The following is a 22321-nucleotide window of genomic DNA, read 5'->3' on the forward strand; positions in this document are numbered from 1 at the left end:
AAGTATACGGCACAGATATCTCTCCTTAATTATGGTTTCGTCGCTTATAATTATAGAGATATTTGTGCTTTTTTTGTATTCAAACATAAAAAAAACGATTGATGATTTTACTCACCAACCGTTAAAAGTGTACAGCCGAACATATTGAATGTTTCGGCCTTTAATATTGGCTCTTTAGAAGCGAAGGTCCACATTGAATTCATTTAATTATTAAATGGATAAATGTTGAAGAGAGTTACGTTTATATATAATTGTCAATTCTTTGTGAAATCAACATTGCTCATTTCGAAACGTTGTTCATCATTAGTAGGAGCTGATCATTTTACTAATTGTCTTAAAATGATCACACATGTTTTAAAAGATTATACTTCTCTAATCAGACCTGTTGAAGTATTGTCTATATATTAGTAGAATAAAAGTATTAATTAGATATGAAGGGTGACGTTTATTATGGATTTAAATTTTGATTTATATATGACAGATGTAGTTAATCAAGCACGAAATGAAATGGAAGAGGCAGGATATGAACAATTAACAACTGCAAATGAAGTGGATAATGTTCTTAAACAAGATGGAACTACACTTGTAATGGTTAATTCAGTTTGTGGCTGCGCTGGTGGAATTGCAAGACCAGCTGCAACACATGCGCTTCACTATGATAAATTACCAACTCGACTTGTAACTGTATTTGCAGGTCAAGACAAAGAAGCTACACAACAGGCAAGAACTTATTTTGAAGGCTATGCACCTTCAAGTCCATCATTTGCTTTAATCAAAGATGGCAAAATTACTGAAATGATTGAAAGACATCAAATTGAAGGTCATGATGTAATGAATGTGATTACACAATTACAAGATCTTTTCGACAAATACTGTGACGAATAATAGAGGACTCAAAAAATGACGCAGTTAAATCCATACAAAATCGGATTTAGAACGATCAAAACCGCAGTTGGAATGGCACTTGCAATTATAATAGCGAAATTAATCGGACTTGATAATTTTGCATCAAGTGCCATTTTAGTAGTGTTATGTATTAAGCATACAAAGGTACATTCATTACAAGCAATTGTATCTCGTTTTGTATCGTGTCTTATGGTACTCATACTCGGTTCTATAGCATTTAGTTTACTTGGACAACATGCAATTGTCTTAGGTCTAATTGTACTATTCTTCATTCCATTAACAGTTGTATTTAAAGTACAAGAGGGTGTTGTGACAAGTTGTGTTATCTTACTACATGTATTTAATGCTAAGACAATAGATATAGATTTATTCTTTAATGAAATACTATTATTAATAGTGGGACTTGGCATTGCATTTTTAATGAATATGATTATGCCTAGTTTAGATAGCAATTTAAAACAATATAAACAACAAATTGAACAACAATTTACATCCATATTTGAAACGTTTAGCAGGATGTGTCAAACACCTAATCCTGAGATTGATATTTCATTTAAAAAGCTAAAACTCACAATAAATAAAGCTAAATCCATAGCTTTTAGGGACGTTAAAAATCACTTTGTTCGAAATGAAAACTCTTATTATCACTATTTTGATATGCGAGAAGAACAATTAGAACTATTGCAACGCATGGCATTAATTATTGAAAATATAGAAACTAAGGACTATTTGTTATCAAAAATATCTGATTTGCTCTCAGAAGTGGCTACGAATGTGAATAGTAATGATTATACGGCATTAAGATTACACGCCTTATACGAAATCAGACTTGAGCTTAATCAACTTGATTTACCGACTTCACATGCCTCTTTTCGCACACGTGCAAGTTTATTACAATTATTAAATGAATTAGAAGCTTATTTAGTTGTAAAATCACAATTTGGTTCATTAAGATTGCACAGCGAATAAGGAACTAAGTTTAACTTCATTCATATAATGTTCTATATAGAACAAAGGTCGTAACCATAAGTAATTATGATTGCGACCTTTGTTAATTTTTAAATAATAATAAAAGCGTTTTTCAAATTTCTAGCACGTCACGCTTAGTTCACTAAAGGTACGATGCTTGTTAAAATCAAAGCAAGTACTACAGCTACTAACATAACCACAATAATTACTCTTAATACTTTATTATTGTTCAAAATAATTCCTCCAAACTCAACATTGTTTCTATATTATCTTTCTCATGAAATTCACTCGTAAAATATATTTATAGCATTATTATAGCATACGAACGTTAAAAACACAGAGTCATATTAGTTTTACTGAGTCACGTATTTCGTTACACTTATCATAACGTTACTATTAAGGATGGAGTTATAATATGATTAATAAACAACGGCTTATAAATACATTTTTGGAATTAGTTCAAATTAATTCAGAAAGTGGCAACGAACAACACATTCAATCACACCTTAAACAACAATTTCAAAATTTAGGAGTAATCGTTGAAGAAGATTTTGCTAGTGAACGAGAGGGCTTAGGTGCAAACAATTTAGTGTGTACGTTACCTGCCTCAGCAAACTTTGAAAATGTCGATAAAATTTATTTTACGAGTCATATGGATACCGTAGTTCCTGGACTTAATATTAAACCACAAGTCAAAGAAGATGGTTATATATACTCTGATGGAACAACAATTTTAGGCGCAGATGATAAAGCAGGTTTAGCAGCTATTTTTGAATTGCTTCACACTTTGAAAACACACAACATACCACACGGACAAATACAATTTGTTATTACGGTGGGTGAGGAAATTGGTCTTGAAGGTGCCAAGGCTTTGAATCCGAATTTATTAGATGCACAATTTGGCTATGCCATTGACGCAAGTGTCGACGTTGGTACCACAGTGACACACGCACCTACACAAATGAAAGTCAATGCTACAATTCATGGTAAAAAAGCACATGCAAGTACACCTAATAAAGGTATTAGCGCAATTAATATCGCTGCAAAAGCTATTAGTGAAATGAAATTAGGACAAATTGATCCATATACAACTGCGAATATTGGGCGTTTTGAAGGTGGCTCTGCAACCAATATCGTGGCAGATGAGGTAACATTATTAGCAGAAGCACGTTCACATTCTGATGAGAGCATTCAAGCTCAAGTCGAACACATGAAATCAGTATTCGAACAGACGGCTGGTAAATACGGTTGTACTGCGTCTGTAACAATTATTAAAAGTTACCCTGGTTTCAAGATTGCTGATGATGCACCTGTTACAAAAATTGCAAAAGCAAGTGCAGTCGCATTAGGATTGAAACCACACACAGTTATGGCTGGTGGAGGCTCTGATGGTAATATAATTAATCAATTAGGTATTCCAACTGTAATTCTAGGCGTCGGATATGAAAATATTCATACTACTGAAGAACGTATGCCAATTGAATCATTAAATAAATTAGCAGAACAACTTGTAAAGATTGTTGAAATAATTACTCAACAATCTGAAAACTGATTAAGTGAATATTATTACGTCTTTATGATACAATATACTAGAAAACTTTATATAAGAGAGGTTAGTTAAATGACACAACAAATAGGTGTAGTAGGTTTAGCCGTAATGGGTAAAAACCTTGCTTGGAATATTGAATCACGTGGATATAGCGTTTCCGTTTTTAACCGTTCATCTGAGAAAACTGACGAAATGGTTGAAGAATCTAAAGGAAAGAATATACATCCGACTTACTCTATAGAGGAATTTGTTAATTCTCTTGAAAAACCCCGTAAAATTCTGTTAATGGTTAAAGCTGGACCTGCAACGGATGCGACAATTGATAGCTTATTACCATTATTAGATAATGATGATATTTTAATTGACGGTGGTAACACAAATTATCAAGATACAATCAGACGTAACAAAGCTCTTGCCGAAAGTGGCGTGAACTTTATCGGTATGGGTGTTTCTGGTGGGGAAGTAGGTGCTTTAACTGGTCCTTCACTTATGCCTGGTGGTCAAAAAGAAGCCTTTGACAAAGTAAGCCATATCTTAGAATCTATTTCTGCTAAAGCTGATGATGGAGCTGCTTGTGTAGCTTACATCGGTCCAAATGGCGCAGGACACTATGTGAAAATGGTTCATAACGGGATTGAATATGCTGATATGCAATTAATTGCTGAAAGTTATGCCATGATGAAAGATTTATTAGGCATGTCTCATGAAGAAATTTCTCAAACATTCAAAGATTGGAATGCAGGAGAATTATCAAGTTACCTTATTGAAATCACTGGTGATATCTTTACTAAATTAGACGAAGATACAGATGATGCATTAGTAGAAAAAATCTTGGACACTGCTGGTCAAAAAGGTACAGGAAAATGGACATCAATTAATGCATTAGAATTAGGTATCCCATTAACAATTATTACAGAATCTGTATTTGCGCGTTTCATTTCTTCTATCAAAGAAGAGCGTGTGAATGCATCTAAACAATTAAATGGTCCTAATGCAAAATTTGAAGGAAACAAAGATGAATTTCTAGAAAAAATCCGCAAAGCACTTTATATGAGTAAAATTTGTTCATATGCACAAGGTTTTGCTCAAATGAGAAAAGCAAGTGAAGATAACGAGTGGAACTTAAAATTAGGTGAACTTGCTATGATTTGGCGTGAAGGCTGTATTATTCGTGCGCAATTCTTACAAAAAATTAAAGAAGCGTATGACAATGATAAAGCACTCCAAAATCTTTTATTAGATCCATACTTCAAAGATATCGTAACGAATTATCAAGATGCGTTGCGTGATGTTGTAGCTACAGGTGTGCAAAACGGTGTACCTACACCAGGATTCTCTGCAAGTATAAACTACTACGATAGCTATCGTTCAGAAAATCTACCTGCCAATTTAATTCAAGCACAACGCGATTACTTTGGTGCACATACTTATGAGCGTAAAGATCGTGATGGTGTGTTCCACACTCAATGGATTGAAGATTAATATTTAATCCGTACTAACTAACTAAATATACAAATTAACAAACAATGAAGATTCCAATATATTTACTTATGTACTTTGGAATCTTTTTGTTACACAATTTGTGCAAACGATTGCATAAATCTTTTGACTTTAAAATTTTAATTCGCTATCATTGATATTAGTTAAAATAAGCGCTTTATTAGCAATTGGGATAAAGGAGTTAACAGATTGACAACAATTAAAGATATTGCAAAATTAGCAAATGTATCACCTTCAACGGTATCGCGTGTAATTAGCGGGAATTCACGTATTAGTCTAAGTACACAAAATAAAATCAAAAAAATCATGACAGAACTAGACTATCAACCAAATAAAGCAGCACGTACTTTGGTTACACAAAAATCAAAAACAATTGGTATCATTCATAAAAACGGAGAATTTACAACGCTTCAAAATCCATTTATTATCGATGTACTTTCAGGTGTTTTTCTTGTTTGTAAAATTAATGGCTATGGTACTATCGCTACTACAGCAACTGATCCAATTGATATCATTTCTGAAGTAAAAGAGATGATTTTCTATCATTCTGTTGATGGTTTTATATTATTATATTCAAAAGAAAATGATGAAATTATTAACATTTTAGAAAAACAATCCATTCCATATGTTGTCATTGGTAAACCTATACATGCTCAAAATACCGTTTCTGTTGATAATGATAATATCACTGCCTCAGCTCAATTGACTCAATATTTAATAGAACTTGGTCATATTGATTTTTTGTTCATTGCAGAATCAGAACGTTTTGAAGTAGTCAAAGATCGTGTAAAAGGGCATGAAGATACCTTGAAAAACGCTCAATTAATACCACATGTTGTCTATTTACAAATGAATCAAGCGGTTATATTTGAATACCTAAAACAATTACACTATGAGCATAGGTTGCCAACTATTATTATAACTTCAGATACTATGATTAATCATATGGTGCTTAGTACATTGTATGAATTATCATTACATATACCTAAAGATATACAAACCGCAACATTTAACGATTCATATATCAATGCATTTGCATCACCACCACAAACAACTGTTGATATACATCCGCAATTACTAGGTGAAACAGCTGGTAAAGCTATAATGCAGTTACTAAATCAAGAACAAATAGAACAAGTTAACCATATTATTCAGACAGATATCATAACACGTACTTCAACACAAAGATTATAGGGAGGCAATACTATGCAAAAACAATGGTGGAAAGAAGCGGTAGCATATCAAGTTTATCCAAGAAGTTTCAATGATTCAAATAACGATGGAATTGGTGATTTACAAGGTGTAATTGAGAAATTAGATTATCTGAAATCACTCGGCATAGACGTAATATGGTTAAGTCCAATGTACAAATCGCCTAATGATGATAATGGCTATGATATTAGTGACTACACTGATATCATGGATGAATTTGGAACGATGGAAGATTTTAATCAATTGTTAGAGGGTGTGCATCAACGTGATATGAAACTTATTCTCGATTTAGTAGTCAATCATACGTCAGACGAGCACCCTTGGTTTATTGAATCTAAATCTAGCAAAGATAATCCAAAGCGCGATTGGTATATTTGGGAACAACCAAAAGCTGACGGATCTGAACCAAACAATTGGGAAAGTATTTTTAATGGTTCTACATGGGAATATGACCCACATACACAGGAATATTATTTCCATTTGTTTAGTAAAAAACAACCAGATTTAAATTGGGATAATGATGAAGTTAGGGCAGCTATTTTCAAAATGATGAATTGGTGGTTTGAAAAAGGTATCGATGGATTCAGAGTAGATGCAATAACGCATATCAAAAAATCATTTGACGCTGGTGATTTACCTGTACCTGAAGGTAAAACTTATGCTCCTGCATTTGACGTAGACATGAACCAACCTGGTATTCAAAATTGGTTACAAGAAATGAAAGATGAGTCGCTAAAACACTATGATATTATGACTGTTGGTGAAGCAAACGGTGTAAATCCCGACAATGCCGAAGACTGGGTGGGGGAAAAGAATGGTAAATTTAATATGATTTTCCAATTTGAACATCTTGGTTTATGGAATACCGGCGATGTAAAATTCGATGTCTTATCTTATAAAAATGTGTTAAATCGCTGGCAGAAAAAATTAGAAAATGTCGGTTGGAATGCTTTATTTATTGAAAATCATGATCAACCTAGACGTGTATCTACGTGGGGCAATGATGAACAATATTGGTACGAATCCGCTACTAGTCACGCAACGGTTTATTTTTTACAACAGGGTACACCGTTTATATACCAAGGCCAAGAAATAGGTATGACGAATTATCCATTTGAAAGTGTTGAAACATTCAATGACGTAGCTGTAGTCAATGAATATAATATTGTGAAATCTCAAAATGGAGACGTATCTGCTTTATTAGAAAAACATAAAATGGAGAACAGAGATAATTCTCGCACACCTATGCAATGGAATAACGAAAAAAATGCTGGTTTCTCGAATCATGAACCATGGTTCCCAGTGAATCCAAATTATAATAAAATTAATGTAGCTGAACAAGAAAACGATCCAAATTCTATTTTAAATTATTATAAAGATTTGATAGCTTTAAAAAAATCAGATGATGTTTTTACCTATGGTACTTTCGATTTAGTAGATGAAGATAATACTCAGATTTTCGCATATACAAGAACTTTAAATAGTCAACAAGTCCTTATCGTGGGTAACTTAACAGATCAAACAGCTAAGTTAAATATCGACATAAGTAATATCCAACCAGAAAATATATTACTTCATAATTATCAACAACAAGATTATGACTTATCCATCTTACGCCCATTTGAAGCATATGTTGTAAAACTGTAATTTCATTTTAAAATAATAAAATAACAAACAAAACACCACTAGTAACTAGTTGAGCAAAAACTCAAATGTAACTAGTGGTGTTTAATTTAATAATCTAAATATTGTTCTTGATCGACAGGCATCCATAATTGTAATTTTGTAAATGGATCATCAAATGAAATATCAAATGGATAAACCTCAACATATAGACTATTGTGTTCATATGGTAATGTCATCTGCAAGCTTGTTTCAATATAATACCAAGCCTCGTTTACCACATAATCCAATTCGCCTTGCAGATTAAATTTCGCATATTGCCTTTCTGGTAAGAAGCGACTTTCTAAATGAGCTGGATAGCGTTCGCTCGGAACTCCAACAAAAATTTCTACACCTTCATCTAATGGACAATTCACCACAAAAAGTTCATGTGGTCTAATATCATTATAGCGCTGCAATTCTTCTATTTTGCCATCTATCATTAAATCTTCAAGAAAATCTGGCACTTTAAATGGGTTTTCTAAATGATCAGCATCGACAAACTTTGCATATCCAACCAATGAGATACCCTGCGTATCTTCTAAGCGATATTGATTAGGTGGCTTGTCAGTTGTCGTTAATTTGATATATAGTCGTGGCTGCATTTTTAAATCATCGCGCTTTGTATTTACTTGGATTGGTGATACACCATGAAAATCACTAAAATCATTCGCAAACGTATTTGCATCATTATAATTATACTTTTTAGCAACATCTACTAAACGGCTCGATCCACTAATAATTTCATTGGCTGCCAATGTCATTTTACGTGATCTCGCATATTCAGTAGGGGATTGACCAACAATCATTTTAAATGATTGATCTAGATGGTACGGTGAAAGGCCAACGTAATCACTTAGTGCTTGCAAATGAAAAGGCTCTAGCAAATGATCTTCAATATATACGATTGCCTGTTGTATTTGCTTGATAACGTCCAAAACTTCCACTCCTAATTTTCAATTCACTAAATACTCATTTTCTTAATTTAAATCCTATCAAATATACAAATACTTTATGCTATATGAAAAATAAAACACTTTCGCATAACAATATATTTAAAAGGTGTTCAATATACCATTCTTTCATTTCGATAATGAATATAAGCAACTTATATTTTAATACGATAACCAATTAAGTATATTCTACATCATTTTGCAAAAGGTTACATCTTTAAAATATTAAATAGGGTAAAATGTAAAGAAGATACGCTATACTTTTAAAATGTGTTCAACAGATAAAATAATAACACAAAAATCAAACAAATAAAAAAGAGAGTGGGTAGCAGAGTAATTTTACTAAAAGAGTTCGTTGTCCTCTCTGACAAGGATCACAATAAAATGATAGAGAGCTTGGGACATAAATAGATGTCTCAGGCTCTCTATCATTTTAGGCAGTAGATGATTGAATTGAAAATATAAAGTCTAACTGCTTTAATTTATTAAGTTAGTGAGACTTATGCATGAGCTTCAGCTCAGGTAAACTTTTCAACTCTAGTCATCCTTACCGGGGTGGGAATACGAAATCTTTATTAGAGAAATGGATTTCTGTCCCACTCCGTCCACTATTATAAATTATCATTCATTTAATGAATATCATCCCACCAATGGAAACCATCACGACTTAATAATAAATCACTTTCAAGTGGCCCATTGGAACCAGATGCATAATTAGGGAACTCAGGTTCACTTTGATTCCATTCTTCTTGAATTGCATCTACAAATTTCCAAGTAGATTTTAATTCTTCCCAATGAGTGAAGTTTGTTGCATCACCATTTAAACAATCAAACAATAAATTTTCATATGCATCAACTGTATTCATCTTATCTTGCGCACTCATAGCATAAGAAAGTTGTACTGGTTCAGTTTCAATGCCTTGAACATTTTTCTTCGCATTTAAATGTAAGGATACCCCTTCATTTGGTTGTATATTAATGACTAACAAGTTTGAGTCTAATTTTTTATCAGTTTTGTAATATAAATTCATAGGTACTTCTTTAAATTCAACAACGACTTGAATTGACTTACTTTTCATTCGTTTACCAGTTCTAATGTAGAAAGGCACACCAGCCCATCTAAAGTTGTCTATTGTCAATTTACCAGCAACGAATGTCGGCGTCGTTGAATCTTCTGCAACACGATCTTCGTCTCGGTACTTTGGAACTTGTTGACCGTTGATGATACCTTCATCATACTGGCCTCGTACAAAGTTCTGACTTACTTCTTCAGGTTCTAATTTACGTAAAGATTTTAATGCTTTAACTTTTTCTGCTCTAATATCTTCACTATTTAGACTGATTGGCGCCTCCATAGCAAGAAGGGCAACCATTTGTAACATATGATTTTGCACCATATCTTTCATAGCACCACTTGATTCATAGTAGCCACCTCTATCTTCAACACCCAAAATTTCTGAAGATGTAACTTGTATATTGGAAATATATTTATTGTTCCATAGTGGTTCAAACATTGCATTAGCAAAGCGTAATACTTCTATATTTTGCACCATATCTTTACCTAGATAATGATCAATACGGTAAATTTCTTCTTCTTTAAATGAACGACGTAATTGCTCATTTAAACTTTCCGCAGATTCTAAATCTGAGCCAAATGGTTTTTCAATGACTAAACGTTTGAAACCAGTAGTATCTGTTAAGCCAGATGATTTTAGATAATCAGAAATTACACCAAAGAATTTTGGTGCCATAGCTAAATAGAATAATCGGTTGCCTTGCAACTTAAATTCATCATCTAACTGATTACTCACCTCTAACAATGATTGATAGCTCGCTTCGTCACTTACATCATGCTTGTGATAGAAGACATGTGTCATAAATTTATCAAGATGCTTTGTATCTTTAACATGTTCTTGAATTGATGATTTCACTTGATTACGAAAATCATCATTTGTTAAATCTCTTCTTCCAATACCAATGATTGCAACTTGTTCATTTAAGTTTTCTTGTTGATATAAATGGAATAGTGATGGAAATAATTTTCTGTGACTTAAATCACCTGTTGCTCCAAAAATTGTTATTAAGCATGGAATGTCTTTGTTTTTAGTATTCAAGATCAAAACCTCAATTCTTTTTATAAATCTCTATATTATTATAGAACAATCATACACTTAGTTCATACAATTTTGCTTGAATGCATCAAATTTTAATATATTTTTTATTCTTTTCTATGATAAAATGTGTACAAGAAGAGGAGGCATATGCATGGAAATCACATTTTTTGGTACGAGTGCTGGTCTGCCAACCAAAGAACGAAATACACAAGCAATAGCATTAAATCTTGAGCCATACTCAAATAGCATTTGGCTCTTTGATGTAGGAGAAGGTACACAACATCAAATACTACATCACTCCATTAAATTGGGCAAAGTAGATCATATCTTTATTACGCATATGCATGGGGATCATATTTTTGGTTTGCCAGGGTTGCTAACAAGTCGTTCATTCCAAGGTGGAGAAGGGAAACCTTTGACTTTAGTTGGCCCCAAAGGTATTAAAGCATTTATAGAAACTGTGTTACGTTTATCTGAATCAAGATTAAACTATCCAATTACATATATTGAAATTGAAGATCACTTATCATATCAAAGTAACGGTTTTAGTTTGGAAGCACATATGTTGAACCATGGTATACCTTCATTTGGTTATAGAATTGAAGCACCATATACTTCTGGTAAAATAGATGTCGCTGCACTAAAACAAATTGGTTTAGAACCTGGACCCAAATATCAAGACGTCAAAAACAATGAAACATTTGAATATAAAGGTATCATTTATAATTCTAATGATTTTAAAGGCGATGCAATCAAAGGACCCGTTGTAGCAATATTTGGTGATACAATGCCTTGTGCAAATGAAGTGATAATCGCCAAAAATGCAGACGTTATGGTACATGAAAGTACGTATATTGAAGGAGATAAGTCGTTGGCTAATAATTATCATCACAGCCATATTGAGGATGTGTTTAAACTTATTGAAGCTGCAAATGTTGAGTATAGTTTAATTACACATATGAGTAATCGCTATACCCTGGAAGAAATAGAATCAATCAGCAATCACCTAAAATCACAGCCTACCACGCCACCATTTAAATTTGTAAAAGATTTTGATACTTGGTCGTTTTAAATTTAAAAAAGCTGAAATCCACTACATTCACAAAGTAGTAGATTTCAGCTTTTTATTTTATCCTTTAGTCATCATCTTGACTAGATAATTCCACACTTCGATCAACGGCTGCTCTCAAACAGTCCTCAAATATGCTTTCTAAATCATGTTTTGACAATGCATTCAACCCTGCTTGCGTAGTGCCACCTTTAGAAGTTATATTCTTTCTCAACTGTTCCATACTTAATTCTGAACGTTCAATCATTTTACTCGTACCAATAATTAAATTACGAATAGATTCTTCGACTTGCGATTTTTCCAGACCTAAACGCGTACCTGCAGTCACATATTGTTCAAATACATGATATAAAAAGGCTGGACCGCTTCCTGTAATCGCAGTTACCTGATGTAAGTTATCTTCTGATACTTCTATTGCAGAACCAAAAGCATTAATCAAATCATCAACTTCGTCTTTAGACTTCGGTCCAAAGTTACTTGAAAAACTAATTCCTGTAACTGAATGACCCACGTGAGCATTTGTATTTGGCATAATACGCGCAATAGGGTTATCCGCTTCTAATTTTTCTCTAATATAGCTAATAGGCAACCCAGCCATAATTGAAATAAATTTATTGCTATCTGATACAAATGGTTTAATTCTCTCTGCTAATGATTCAAAATCATAAGGTTTTGTACCTAAGAACACATAATCTGCATCTTTAAGTAATGCTGCATCATCATAACTATAATTAACGCCTAGCTCATCCGCATATGCTTTGAGCGCTTCTTCATTCGAACGATTTGTTAAATAAATGTCATTCGAATCCATAATATTTGAATTTATAATCCCCGTAAAAATTGCATGTGCCATGTTACCAGCACCATAAAATACTAACTTCATGTGAACATTTCACTTCCTCTTAGTTTTTATGTTTCTTATCTGTTCCTATAGTAACATAGTTTCAGCATATACTTAATAAATCTTCTTTTAATATACGTTCAAAATGACATCCGATGCTTGCATCATTTATACTATGTATAAGCAATTGAAGGGTAGGGATTAGCAATGATAGGAAAACATTACATCCTAACAGGTGCAACCAGTGGATTAGGCAAATCCATACTAACTTTATTATTAGAAAAACAAGCCTACGTAACAGTACTTGTACGACACCCAGAGAAATTAAAATCACTTCATCAATATTTAGATAAAACACGATTAACAATCGTAACCTGTGATTTACAATCACAATCTGAAATATTGAATCTCAAGCATACTTTTCAGGGCCAATCTATTGATGGCATCATTTATAGCGCTGGACTAGGTTACTTTAAAGCCATTGATCAACATACCAATTCTGAAATGCTTGAAACTTATACATTAAATGTTATTAACTTCAATTTATTACTTAATACATTGCAACCTTTTTTAGTAAGCCAATGTAAAATTATAGGAATCGGCAGTCAATCTGCATTTTTAACTCAAGCTTATGCTGCACATTATGGCGCAAGTAAAGCTGCTTTTAATCAAGTGTTAAATGCATTGCGCATTGAACGCCCTCATTATCATGTATTAACTGTAAACACTGGTCCTATAGCAACTCCATTTCACGAAAAAGCAGATCCTTCGTTATCATTCGCCAAAAAATATAAACACTTAATGTTAGACCCAGATTATTTAGCAAAACAAATTATTGATGGCATGATTACAGGTAAAACCGAGATTAATGCTCCTAAGTGGATGCATGTTTTATTGCGCTTTTATCAATTATCACCTAGGCTTATAGAAAAATATTTCACATTTTTATTTAAAAATAAAGCTTAATCCATTTGTAATATTTAACGTATAAAAAATGAGCGTGTTTACTGAAATGACTAAAAAGGTTATATTGACCTTTACTCTAATGTCATACAATAAACACGCTTGTTTTATTTATATATACTTATTTTAAATGCTGCGTATACTGTAAGTCTTTAACACGTTCTTTAGCAGCCTTTAATTTTTCTAAACTAATTGATTTAGATAACTCATAGTTTTTCACATTTTCATCTAATTGTGACACATTACTAGCACCAACAATAATCGCACCTAATGCGTCATGTGATGTTAAATAATTAAATGTTAGTGCAGTCAGATTATTTTCAATTTCTTTAATAGACGCAACGGTTTCTCCAAGCGTTTGGTAATTATAATCAAATATACCTTCTGAAAATTTATCATCTAAAACTTTATTGCTTTCTGACGTCAACAATCCTTTGAATACTGGACCACGTGCCAACATTTTAACTTTTTTTACATGTACATCGTCAAGTAACATTTCCGGTCTATTATCAATAATATTAAATTGAGACATTAATGTTTCAATATCACTATGCTTTAAATAATAATCGATAACATTAGGACGAATAGAAGAAATACCGTAAGCACGTACAATACCTTCTTGTTTCAATTCATCAAATGCACTAATTGTTTCGTCTAACGGATCATCAATTGTACCACCATGTAGTTGATATAAGTCTAAGTGATCCAAACCTAATCGTTGTAACGAACCTTTAACCGCTTCTTTAATATATTTTTTAGAAGGATCCCAAAAAGTAGAACCATCTTCAGCTAAATGATTGCCAACTTTAGTTCCAATGACAATTTCATCTCGGTTTTGATATTTTTTTAATGATGCTCCAACAATGCTCTCGTTTACACCTTTATCATAAATATCTGCTGTATCAAAATAAGTGATACCGTGTTCTATCGCACGCTCAATGATAGGTTGTGCATGTTGTTGGTCTGTACCTAAACTCATACATCCCAAACCTAACTCTGAAAGTTCTATTCCACTTCTTAAAACATTTTTTTGCATGTCTTTTCTCCTTCCGATACACTTAAAATAGTAGGTAACAGATTAAATATGATAGCGCGACTTACAGTTGGTTAACTATCAAACCATCTATTTAACCCCCATATACTAACGTATTCATCTTAACAATAACTGAAATCAAATTAAAGGAACGTGATTATAATGAATTTTTATGAAAAAACAATAAATCAATCATCCATATATAAAGGTACGATTATTGATTTAGAAGTACATGATGTAGAGTTACCCGATGGTAAAACATCTAAACGCGAACTCGTTTATCATAATGGTGCTGTCGCAGTATGTGCATTGACACCTGAACAAAAAGTCATTCTCGTTGAACAATTTCGTAAACCTGCAGAAAAGCCATTACTTGAAATCCCAGCTGGTAAATTAGAAAAAGGTGAAGCACGCGAATTAGCAGCAAAACGAGAATTAGAAGAAGAAACAGGTTATATTGCTGAAGATTTAGAAGTAATTACAGAAATGTATGGTTCTCCTGGATTTTCAAATGAAAAAATCACTATTTATTTAGCAAAAGATTTAAAAGAAGGTCAGATGCAATTGGATGATGATGAATTCCTTGAAGTTTCATATTACTCTCTAAGCGAAATTGAATCTATGATTCGCAATCATGAATTTGAAGATGCAAAAACAATCATTGCATTACAACATTTATTGCTTAATTATAATGATTATAAATAAGAAACGCACGTACTTGCGTATTTTATCAATTATTGGTATTTTATATATAAATCATTATGCACATTAAAATGATTATAATTATTAGTAGGGGAGTGAGGCTTCCGTGGAAGAACGTTTAAATCGCGTGAAGCAACAATTACAACAATCTTCATATAAACTAACACCTCAGCGTGAAGCTACGCTACGTGTATTAATTGAAAATGAGAAAGACCATCTTAGTGCGGAAGATGTCTATTTAAAAGTAAAAGATAGAGCACCTGAAATAGGATTAGCTACGGTATATAGAACGCTGGAATTACTTTCTGAGTTAAAAGTTGTCGATAAAATTAATTTCGGCGATGGTGTTGCGCGCTTTGATTTACGTAAAGAAGGGGCAAAGCATTTCCACCATCATCTTGTATGTATGGAATGCGGCAAAGTTGATGAAATCGAAGAAGATTTACTACCACAAGTTGAAGAACGTGTAGAAAATGATTTCAACTTTAGAATTTTAGATCATCGTTTGACATTTCATGGCGTTTGTTCTGATTGCCAAGCCCAAGGTAAATAAACTGATGCAATGCTCTGAATTGCATCATTAGAGGTGATTATCTTGGAAACAATTATCGAAGAATATTTAAAATTTATCCAATTGGAAAAAGGTTTAAGTAAAAACACAATTGGTGCATACCGTAGAGATTTGAAGAAATATCATGAATATTTAGAATCACAAAAAATTAGTCATATTGATTTTATAGACCGGGCTTCTATTCAATTATGTCTCGGCTATTTACACGATCAAGGCGCATCATCAAAATCTCTTGCACGTTTCATTTCTACTGTTCGTAGTTTCCATCAATTTGCTTTAAGAGAAAAATATGCTGCAAAGGACCCTACAGTGTTAATTGAAACGCCTAAATACGATCGTAAGTTACCTGATGTTTTAGAAGTTGATGAAGTGATTGCATTACTCGAAACACCAGATTTATCGAAAAATAACGGTTACAGAGACCGAACAATGCTTGAGTTACTATACGCTACTGGCATGCGTGTTTCTGAGCTTATACAAATTGAAATGGAAGACGTCAATTTGATTATGGGCTTCGTTAAAGTATTTGGTAAGGGGAATAAAGAACGTATCGTTCCTTTAGGTGATACTGTCATAAATTACTTAAGTACATATGTGGAGACTGTTCGCCCTCAATTATTAAAGCATACTGTTACCAACGCTTTATTTTTAAATATGCATGGTAAACCTTTATCAAGACAAGCTATTTGGAAAATGATTAAACAAAACGGTATCAAAGCGCATATTACTAAGACTTTAACACCACATACATTGAGGCATTCATTTGCCACACATTTACTGGAAAATGGTGCAGATTTACGTGCCGTACAGGAAATGTTAGGGCATTCTGATATATCAACAACACAATTATATACGCATGTATCTAAGTCTCAAATTAGAAAAATGTATAATGAATTTCATCCACGTGCATAAACACAGACTCGTTCATTGATTGAAGAACTTGCCTGTGTTTTTTAGTATATTAAATTAAATAGCTATCTATAAACGACGTTGTTGCTTTTGACGCAGTGCATTTTGCCGTGCTTCGTTAACCTCTGAACGGTCTCTTTCTAAATGATGATTTACAATATAACTTTCTGTCACCATATCTGTGGTCATTACAAAGTGTGGATATGCTCTCATAATACGTTTCACCATGCTATTCGTTAAAGGTAATTCTATAGGGGCAAAGGGCTTTCCATTATCGACATGCGCTATTAATGATTTAAGCATGTACTTATAGGCATCAATATCCATGCCTAAATGTGTGATGTTATCATGTAACTCAATGACTTTCAGTGCTTTGTTAAAAGACTTTATTGCACCGCGATGATTGTCCCTGCGAAAATGATAGCAGCCAGTTGCCATTAGAACCAAACTAACAATTGCATCGTCTTTGCTAAAAGATGCGTTTGATTTCCACGCTTCTTCTAAAATATCATGGCACAAAAAATAATGTTGCTTTGTATGAAATTGATAATAAAAATCTTGTAATGCTTTTTCCATAAAAAATTCTCTCCAAATTTAAATGTTTACGTTAAACATGCTATAATACTTTAGTGAATTACGCACTTAACTTGCGATATGAGGTAGATAAAATGTATGAAGTAAAATTAGATGCTTTTAATGGGCCATTAGATTTATTATTACATCTGATACAAAAAATTGAAATCGATATATATGATATTCCAATGAAAGCACTCACTGAACAATACATGCAATATATACATACAATGAATCAATTGGAGATAAATGTTGCAAGTGAATATTTAGTAATGGCATCAGAGTTGTTGATGATTAAAAGTAAAATGCTACTGCCTCAAGCAGATGAGGAAGATGCAATTGAAGAAGATCCACGTGATGATTTAGTAGGCCGTTTAATTGAATATCAGAATTACAAAGAATATACAGAGTTTTTAAATGAGCGCAAAGCTGAGCGTGCATATTATTACTCGAAACATCCAACAGATTTAACACATTTAGAAACCAATGAAACATGGGATTCGAATAACACAATTGATTTAACAGAACTGATTATTGCTTACCAAAAAGTTAAAAATCGCGTCGAATTTCAAACACCTAAAACTGTTGAAATTCGTAAAGAAACCTTCACGATTCAACAGGCTACAACACAAGTTACAGATCGTTTAAAAAAACATGAATCGTTTAATTTTTTCAGTTTATTTAATTTTACTGAACCAATTGAGATGGTTGTTACGCATTTCCTAGCAATTCTAGAAATGTCAAAATCTGGCATTGTCAATATTGAACAGCCACAAAGTTTCGATGATATCAATATATTAAGAGGGGTAAACTATGGCGTTGCAAGATAAAGGAATCTTAGAAGCACTATTATACACAGCCGGTGATGAGGGTTTAGAAGAAAAACAATTACTAGAAATTTTAGACATCGACCAAGCAACACTTTCTAAACTGGTTGATGATTATGAGTCTGAAGGATTAACAATCCAGCATTATGGGAAAACTTACGTCCTAACTACAAAAAAAGACGCTGCAGATTACATTGAAAAATTAATTGAACAAAAATCAAAAATGAAATTGTCTCAAGCGGCAATGGAATCACTATCAATTATTGCATACAATCAACCATTATCACGTAGCGATATTGAAATGATTAGAGGTATTAATTCTGATGGCGCTGTCAAAACACTTATAGCACGTGGATTAGTAGAAGCAAAAGATGAAGCGGATTCAAGAAGTCATCAATTATATACTACCGAACTCTTTTTAAATGTATTTGGTATAGAACATTTAGATGAATTACCGACAACGGACGAAGAAGAGGAAGAAATAGAAGCATTTTTCAGCAATTTAGTTAATCAAAAAGGAGATAATAATGAATAACGAGACAGAAAGATTACAAAAGCGCATAGCAAATAGTGGTTATACATCACGTCGTAAAGCCGAAACATTGATAACTGAGGGTAAAGTAAAAGTTAATGGCACAGTAGCAACAGAACTAGGTACTAAAGTGAAATCTTCCGATACAATTGAAGTCGAAGGGATTAAGCTTGAACAAGAAGATAAGTTATATATTTTATTTTATAAACCAGCTCAAGTAATCACAAGTGTCTCTGATGACCGGGGGCGCAAAGTTGTCACTGATTATTTCAAACAAATTAAAACAAGAATATATCCTGTTGGACGTTTAGACTATGATACGTCAGGTCTATTGTTATTAACGAATGATGGCGAATTCACCAATCTCATGACGCATCCACGTTATAAAATCAAGAAAAAATACGTCGTGAAATTAAAAGGGTATTTAATGCGCGAAGAAGTCAAAGGATTGGAACATGGTATACAGTTAGAAGATGGCATGACTCAACCAGCAACAGTAAAAGTAAAAAACCAAGACAAAGACAAAAACACAACACTTGTAGAAATCACGATAACTGAAGGACGCAACCGTCAAGTTCGTCGTATGTTTGAACATTTCGGTCATCAAGTTACCAAATTGCAACGCATTGAATTCGGGCCACTTAACTTAAAAGGATTAAATGCCGGTGAGGGTCGTGTACTAACACCACATGAAGTCAAAGTAATTCGCCAATTGGCAGAGCATGGTAACTAGATTTTTTACGACTGATTACACGCATGATAATTTTTTCACAAACTTTCAGCTCGTCATCACTTTTTAAGTTAAACCTGTGCTATAATGTGGATGAGTTAGAAAGCTACTAGTGTGGGAGGTATACACGTATGTCAAACGAAATACTAATTGTAGATGACGAAGATCGTATCAGAAGATTATTAAAACTTTATCTTGAAAGAGAATCTTTTGAAATACACGAAGCGAGTGACGGCAACGAAGCTTATAAGATGGCAATGGAACACGATTATGCCTGCATCTTATTAGATTTAATGTTACCGGAAATGGATGGTATTACTGTCGCTTCTAAATTAAGAGAATATAAAGAAACACCTATTATTATGTTAACAGCTAAAGGTGAAGAGACGAATCGCGTAGAAGGGTTTGAATCTGGTGCAGATGATTACATCGTGAAGCCATTTTCACCTAGAGAAGTGGTTCTACGTATCAAAGCATTATTGAGACGGACACAAGTTTCAACAACGGAACAAAGCGAACCACATGCAAGAGATTTAATTGAATTTGATCACTTAGTTATTGATAATGATGCACATAGAGTGTTGGCAGATGGAAGTCAAGTTAATTTAACTCCAAAAGAATATGAGTTATTAATCTTCTTAGCAAAAACTCCTAACAAGGTCTTTGACCGCGAACATTTATTAAAAGAAGTATGGCATTACGAGTTCTATGGAGACTTGCGTACTGTAGACACTCATGTAAAACGTTTAAGAGAAAAGTTAAATCGCGTATCAGAAGATGCTGCGCATATGATACAAACCGTATGGGGTGTTGGTTATAAATTTGAGGTCAAATCAAATCATGAACCAGCTCAATAGCGTCGTAATTAAACTGTGGTTAACTATAATATTTATAGTAACTACAGTTTTAATTTTATTAAGTGCAGCTCTTATAACGTTTATCCAATCTTATTTTACGCAAGAAACAGAAGAATCATTACTAAAAGATGCCAAACGTATCAGCCAACTTGTTGAAAGCTCTGATAATCGTGCCACTGCCATTGAACACAGTAGACAACTTATAGAAGGTCCAGTTGGCCTTATTATAATGAATCACAAACATATGGATAGTAATGACAATGATCAGACGAAAAAGCAAATGTTCAATGAAATTAAGCATAATAAAGATTATAACCGTGTTTTTGATAAAGGTAAGCAGATATCAGAACATGTCACAGTAAATATTGATGGAACCCAACGTACTTATGTACTAATTGGTTATCCGACAAAAGCCGTTCCTACTAATGATGGGGAAAAGAATAATTATAGCGGTGTATTTATCTATCAAGATTTAAAAACTATTGAAGATACAAATAATGTGATTACAGTTATTATTTTAATCATCGCAATTATTTTCTTAGCAATCACAACAGTATTTGCATTCTTCTTATCTTCTCGAATAACAAAGCCATTACGAAATTTACGTACACAAGCGCTTAAAGTGTCAAAAGGAGATTATGCTCAAGTCGTTCCTGTTAATTCTCGAGATGAAATAGGTGAATTATCACGGGCCTTTAATACAATGAGTTCAGAAATCCAACAACATATTGATGCTTTATCTTCATCCAAAAATATAAGAGATAGCTTAATCAATTCCATGGTTGAAGGTGTTTTAGGATTTAATGACAGGAAAGAAATCATTATTTCAAATAAAGTTGCAAATACTACATTGCAAATGCTAGATGAACAAGATTTAGAAAAACTGGATGCACAAAATGAACTTACTTTTAAAAATAAGAAAACACAATTTGAAGTTTATGAAATAAATATGCGTTACTTTGTTATCATCACAAGCTATATTGATCAAATTCAGCCAGATGGACGAAGTGGCATCGTAGCCATTATACGTGATATGACCAATGAACATAATATGGATCAAATGAAAAAAGACTTTATTGCTAACGTATCCCATGAGTTACGAACACCTATTTCATTACTTCAAGGTTATACTGAATCTATTGTTGACGGTATTGTAACCGAACCTGAAGAAATACATGAATCACTGTCAATCGTCTTAGATGAAACGAAGCGATTAAATCGATTAGTTAATGAATTGCTAAATGTAGCACGTATGGATGCAGAAGGACTAACTGTTGAAAAAGTCGTGCAACCAATAGCGCCGTTATTAGATAAAATGCAGCTTAAATATCAAAAACAAGCTAAAGATTTAGGACTAAATATCCATCTGAATCCTGATACACATCAACAGCTATGGAGTTATGATTCTGATAGAATGGAACAAGTGTTAACCAACTTAATCGATAATGCATCACGTTATACAGAACCGGGTGATGCTATTTCAATTGATTTTGACGAGACATCTTCGGAACAAATACTCTACATCACTGATACTGGTTCTGGTATTGCCCCTGAGCATCTTCAACAAGTCTTTGACCGTTTTTACAAAGTAGATGCGTCACGTAAACGCGGCAAACAGGGTACAGGATTAGGGCTATTCATATGCCGTATGATTATAGATGAACATGGTGGACATATAGAAGTTAAAAGTCAAATCGGTCAAGGTACAACATTTATCATTTCACTTCCTAAGCCCGACTGAAAACACTAATCATATAACTATTTATGGAAGTGGGACAGAAATCAAAATTTCTAATAGAGATTTCGTAGTCCCGCTCCTTTTGCTATTTGTATTAGTAGTTTATTTTCA

At 33.1% G+C, this 22321-nt stretch carries 21 protein-coding genes and 1 pseudogene; 16 read left to right on the forward strand and 6 right to left on the reverse strand.

Annotation, left to right across the window (positions count from 1 at the left end; translation table 11 throughout):
• Positions 1-450: 450 nt before the first annotated feature.
• Both brxB and BJS11_RS07780 read left to right on the forward strand, forming a co-directional pair.
• The gene (brxB, locus tag BJS11_RS07775; RefSeq protein WP_069996021.1) at positions 451-885 is read left to right on the forward strand and encodes a bacilliredoxin BrxB; all 435 of its coding nucleotides are present in this window, start codon (positions 451-453) and stop codon (positions 883-885) included.
• A 15-nt stretch (positions 886-900) separates the two neighbouring features.
• Entirely contained in the window at positions 901-1875 is a 975-nt protein-coding gene (locus tag BJS11_RS07780) for an aromatic acid exporter family protein (RefSeq protein ID WP_069996022.1), read from the forward strand.
• A 134-nt stretch (positions 1876-2009) separates the two neighbouring features.
• Here the strand turns inward: BJS11_RS07780 and BJS11_RS13705 are convergent.
• Positions 2010-2099: pseudogene (locus BJS11_RS13705) on the reverse strand (hypothetical protein); the annotation flags it as partial.
• Between the two features lie 191 nt (positions 2100-2290).
• Here BJS11_RS13705 and BJS11_RS07785 point away from each other — a divergent pair.
• From BJS11_RS07785 to BJS11_RS07800, 4 genes are all read left to right on the forward strand, one after another.
• Complete coding sequence (locus BJS11_RS07785; protein ID WP_069996023.1) at positions 2291-3427, forward strand: M20/M25/M40 family metallo-hydrolase; 1137 nt, start codon at positions 2291-2293, stop codon at positions 3425-3427.
• Positions 3428-3496: 69 nt separating this feature from the next.
• Positions 3497-4906, forward strand: coding sequence for an NADP-dependent phosphogluconate dehydrogenase (gene gnd, locus BJS11_RS07790; protein ID WP_069996024.1), 1410 nt, complete (start codon positions 3497-3499; stop codon positions 4904-4906).
• Positions 4907-5113: 207 nt separating this feature from the next.
• The gene (locus BJS11_RS07795) at positions 5114-6118 is read left to right on the forward strand and encodes a LacI family DNA-binding transcriptional regulator (RefSeq protein WP_069996025.1); all 1005 of its coding nucleotides are present in this window, start codon (positions 5114-5116) and stop codon (positions 6116-6118) included.
• Positions 6119-6130: 12 nt separating this feature from the next.
• On the forward strand, positions 6131-7783 hold the full coding sequence (locus BJS11_RS07800; protein ID WP_069996026.1) for a glycoside hydrolase family 13 protein: 1653 nt from the start codon (positions 6131-6133) through the stop codon (positions 7781-7783).
• 86 nt (positions 7784-7869) lie between these two features.
• Here the strand turns inward: BJS11_RS07800 and BJS11_RS07805 are convergent, their stop codons facing one another.
• The gene (locus tag BJS11_RS07805; RefSeq protein ID WP_069996027.1) at positions 7870-8736 is read right to left on the reverse strand and encodes an AraC family transcriptional regulator; all 867 of its coding nucleotides are present in this window, start codon (positions 8734-8736) and stop codon (positions 7870-7872) included.
• Positions 8737-9380: 644 nt separating this feature from the next.
• The gene (gene zwf / locus BJS11_RS07810) at positions 9381-10865 is read right to left on the reverse strand and encodes a glucose-6-phosphate dehydrogenase (protein ID WP_069996028.1); all 1485 of its coding nucleotides are present in this window, start codon (positions 10863-10865) and stop codon (positions 9381-9383) included.
• A 151-nt stretch (positions 10866-11016) separates the two neighbouring features.
• Here zwf and rnz point away from each other — a divergent pair, with 151 nt between their 5' ends.
• Complete coding sequence (gene rnz, locus BJS11_RS07815) at positions 11017-11937, forward strand: ribonuclease Z (RefSeq protein ID WP_069996029.1); 921 nt, start codon at positions 11017-11019, stop codon at positions 11935-11937.
• A gap of 64 nt (positions 11938-12001) precedes the next feature.
• Here the strand turns inward: rnz and proC are convergent, their stop codons facing one another.
• Entirely contained in the window at positions 12002-12817 is an 816-nt protein-coding gene (gene proC, locus BJS11_RS07820) for a pyrroline-5-carboxylate reductase (RefSeq protein ID WP_070014071.1), read from the reverse strand.
• A 165-nt stretch (positions 12818-12982) separates the two neighbouring features.
• Here proC and BJS11_RS07825 point away from each other — a divergent pair, with 165 nt between their 5' ends.
• A complete protein-coding gene (locus BJS11_RS07825; protein WP_069996030.1) occupies positions 12983-13741 on the forward strand; it encodes an SDR family NAD(P)-dependent oxidoreductase in 759 nt (252 codons plus the stop codon).
• Between the two features lie 118 nt (positions 13742-13859).
• On the opposite strand, the gene BJS11_RS07830 is transcribed toward BJS11_RS07825, so the two are convergent.
• Positions 13860-14774 (reverse strand): aldo/keto reductase, encoded by a 915-nt coding sequence (locus BJS11_RS07830; protein WP_069996031.1) that lies wholly within the window; start codon positions 14772-14774, stop codon positions 13860-13862.
• Between the two features lie 159 nt (positions 14775-14933).
• Between BJS11_RS07830 and BJS11_RS07835 the strand changes: the two genes are divergently transcribed.
• From BJS11_RS07835 to xerD, 3 genes are all read left to right on the forward strand, one after another.
• Positions 14934-15476 carry an NUDIX hydrolase gene (locus BJS11_RS07835; protein ID WP_069996032.1) on the forward strand — a complete coding sequence of 181 codons (543 nt, stop codon included), beginning with the start codon at positions 14934-14936 and terminating at the stop codon, positions 15474-15476.
• Positions 15477-15579: 103 nt separating this feature from the next.
• The gene (gene fur, locus BJS11_RS07840) at positions 15580-16026 is read left to right on the forward strand and encodes a ferric iron uptake transcriptional regulator (RefSeq protein WP_069996033.1); all 447 of its coding nucleotides are present in this window, start codon (positions 15580-15582) and stop codon (positions 16024-16026) included.
• A 42-nt stretch (positions 16027-16068) separates the two neighbouring features.
• Complete coding sequence (xerD, locus tag BJS11_RS07845) at positions 16069-16956, forward strand: site-specific tyrosine recombinase XerD (protein WP_069996034.1); 888 nt, start codon at positions 16069-16071, stop codon at positions 16954-16956.
• Between the two features lie 66 nt (positions 16957-17022).
• Here xerD and BJS11_RS07850 read toward each other — a convergent pair whose 3' ends face one another.
• Positions 17023-17529, reverse strand: coding sequence for a DUF309 domain-containing protein (locus tag BJS11_RS07850; protein ID WP_069996035.1), 507 nt, complete (start codon positions 17527-17529; stop codon positions 17023-17025).
• A gap of 92 nt (positions 17530-17621) precedes the next feature.
• Here BJS11_RS07850 and BJS11_RS07855 point away from each other — a divergent pair, with 92 nt between their 5' ends.
• From BJS11_RS07855 to BJS11_RS07875, 5 genes are all read left to right on the forward strand, one after another.
• Positions 17622-18356 carry a segregation and condensation protein A gene (locus BJS11_RS07855; protein WP_069996036.1) on the forward strand — a complete coding sequence of 245 codons (735 nt, stop codon included), beginning with the start codon at positions 17622-17624 and terminating at the stop codon, positions 18354-18356.
• Positions 18340-18888 (forward strand): SMC-Scp complex subunit ScpB, encoded by a 549-nt coding sequence (gene scpB / locus BJS11_RS07860; RefSeq protein ID WP_069996037.1) that lies wholly within the window; start codon positions 18340-18342, stop codon positions 18886-18888. The genes BJS11_RS07855 and scpB overlap by 17 nt, the downstream gene beginning before the upstream one ends.
• Entirely contained in the window at positions 18881-19618 is a 738-nt protein-coding gene (locus BJS11_RS07865; protein WP_069996038.1) for a pseudouridine synthase, read from the forward strand. Before scpB ends, BJS11_RS07865 begins: the two co-directional genes overlap by 8 nt.
• Positions 19619-19746: 128 nt before the next feature.
• Positions 19747-20472, forward strand: a complete 726-nt coding sequence (locus BJS11_RS07870; protein WP_069996039.1) for a response regulator — start codon at positions 19747-19749, stop codon at positions 20470-20472.
• Positions 20456-22213, forward strand: coding sequence for an ATP-binding protein (locus tag BJS11_RS07875; protein ID WP_069996040.1), 1758 nt, complete (start codon positions 20456-20458; stop codon positions 22211-22213). Before BJS11_RS07870 ends, BJS11_RS07875 begins: the two co-directional genes overlap by 17 nt.
• Positions 22214-22321: the final 108 nt, after the last annotated feature.

The sequence above is a fragment of the Staphylococcus caeli genome (assembly GCF_900097965.1).
GTDB classification, from domain to species: Bacteria; Bacillota; Bacilli; order Staphylococcales; family Staphylococcaceae; genus Staphylococcus; species Staphylococcus caeli.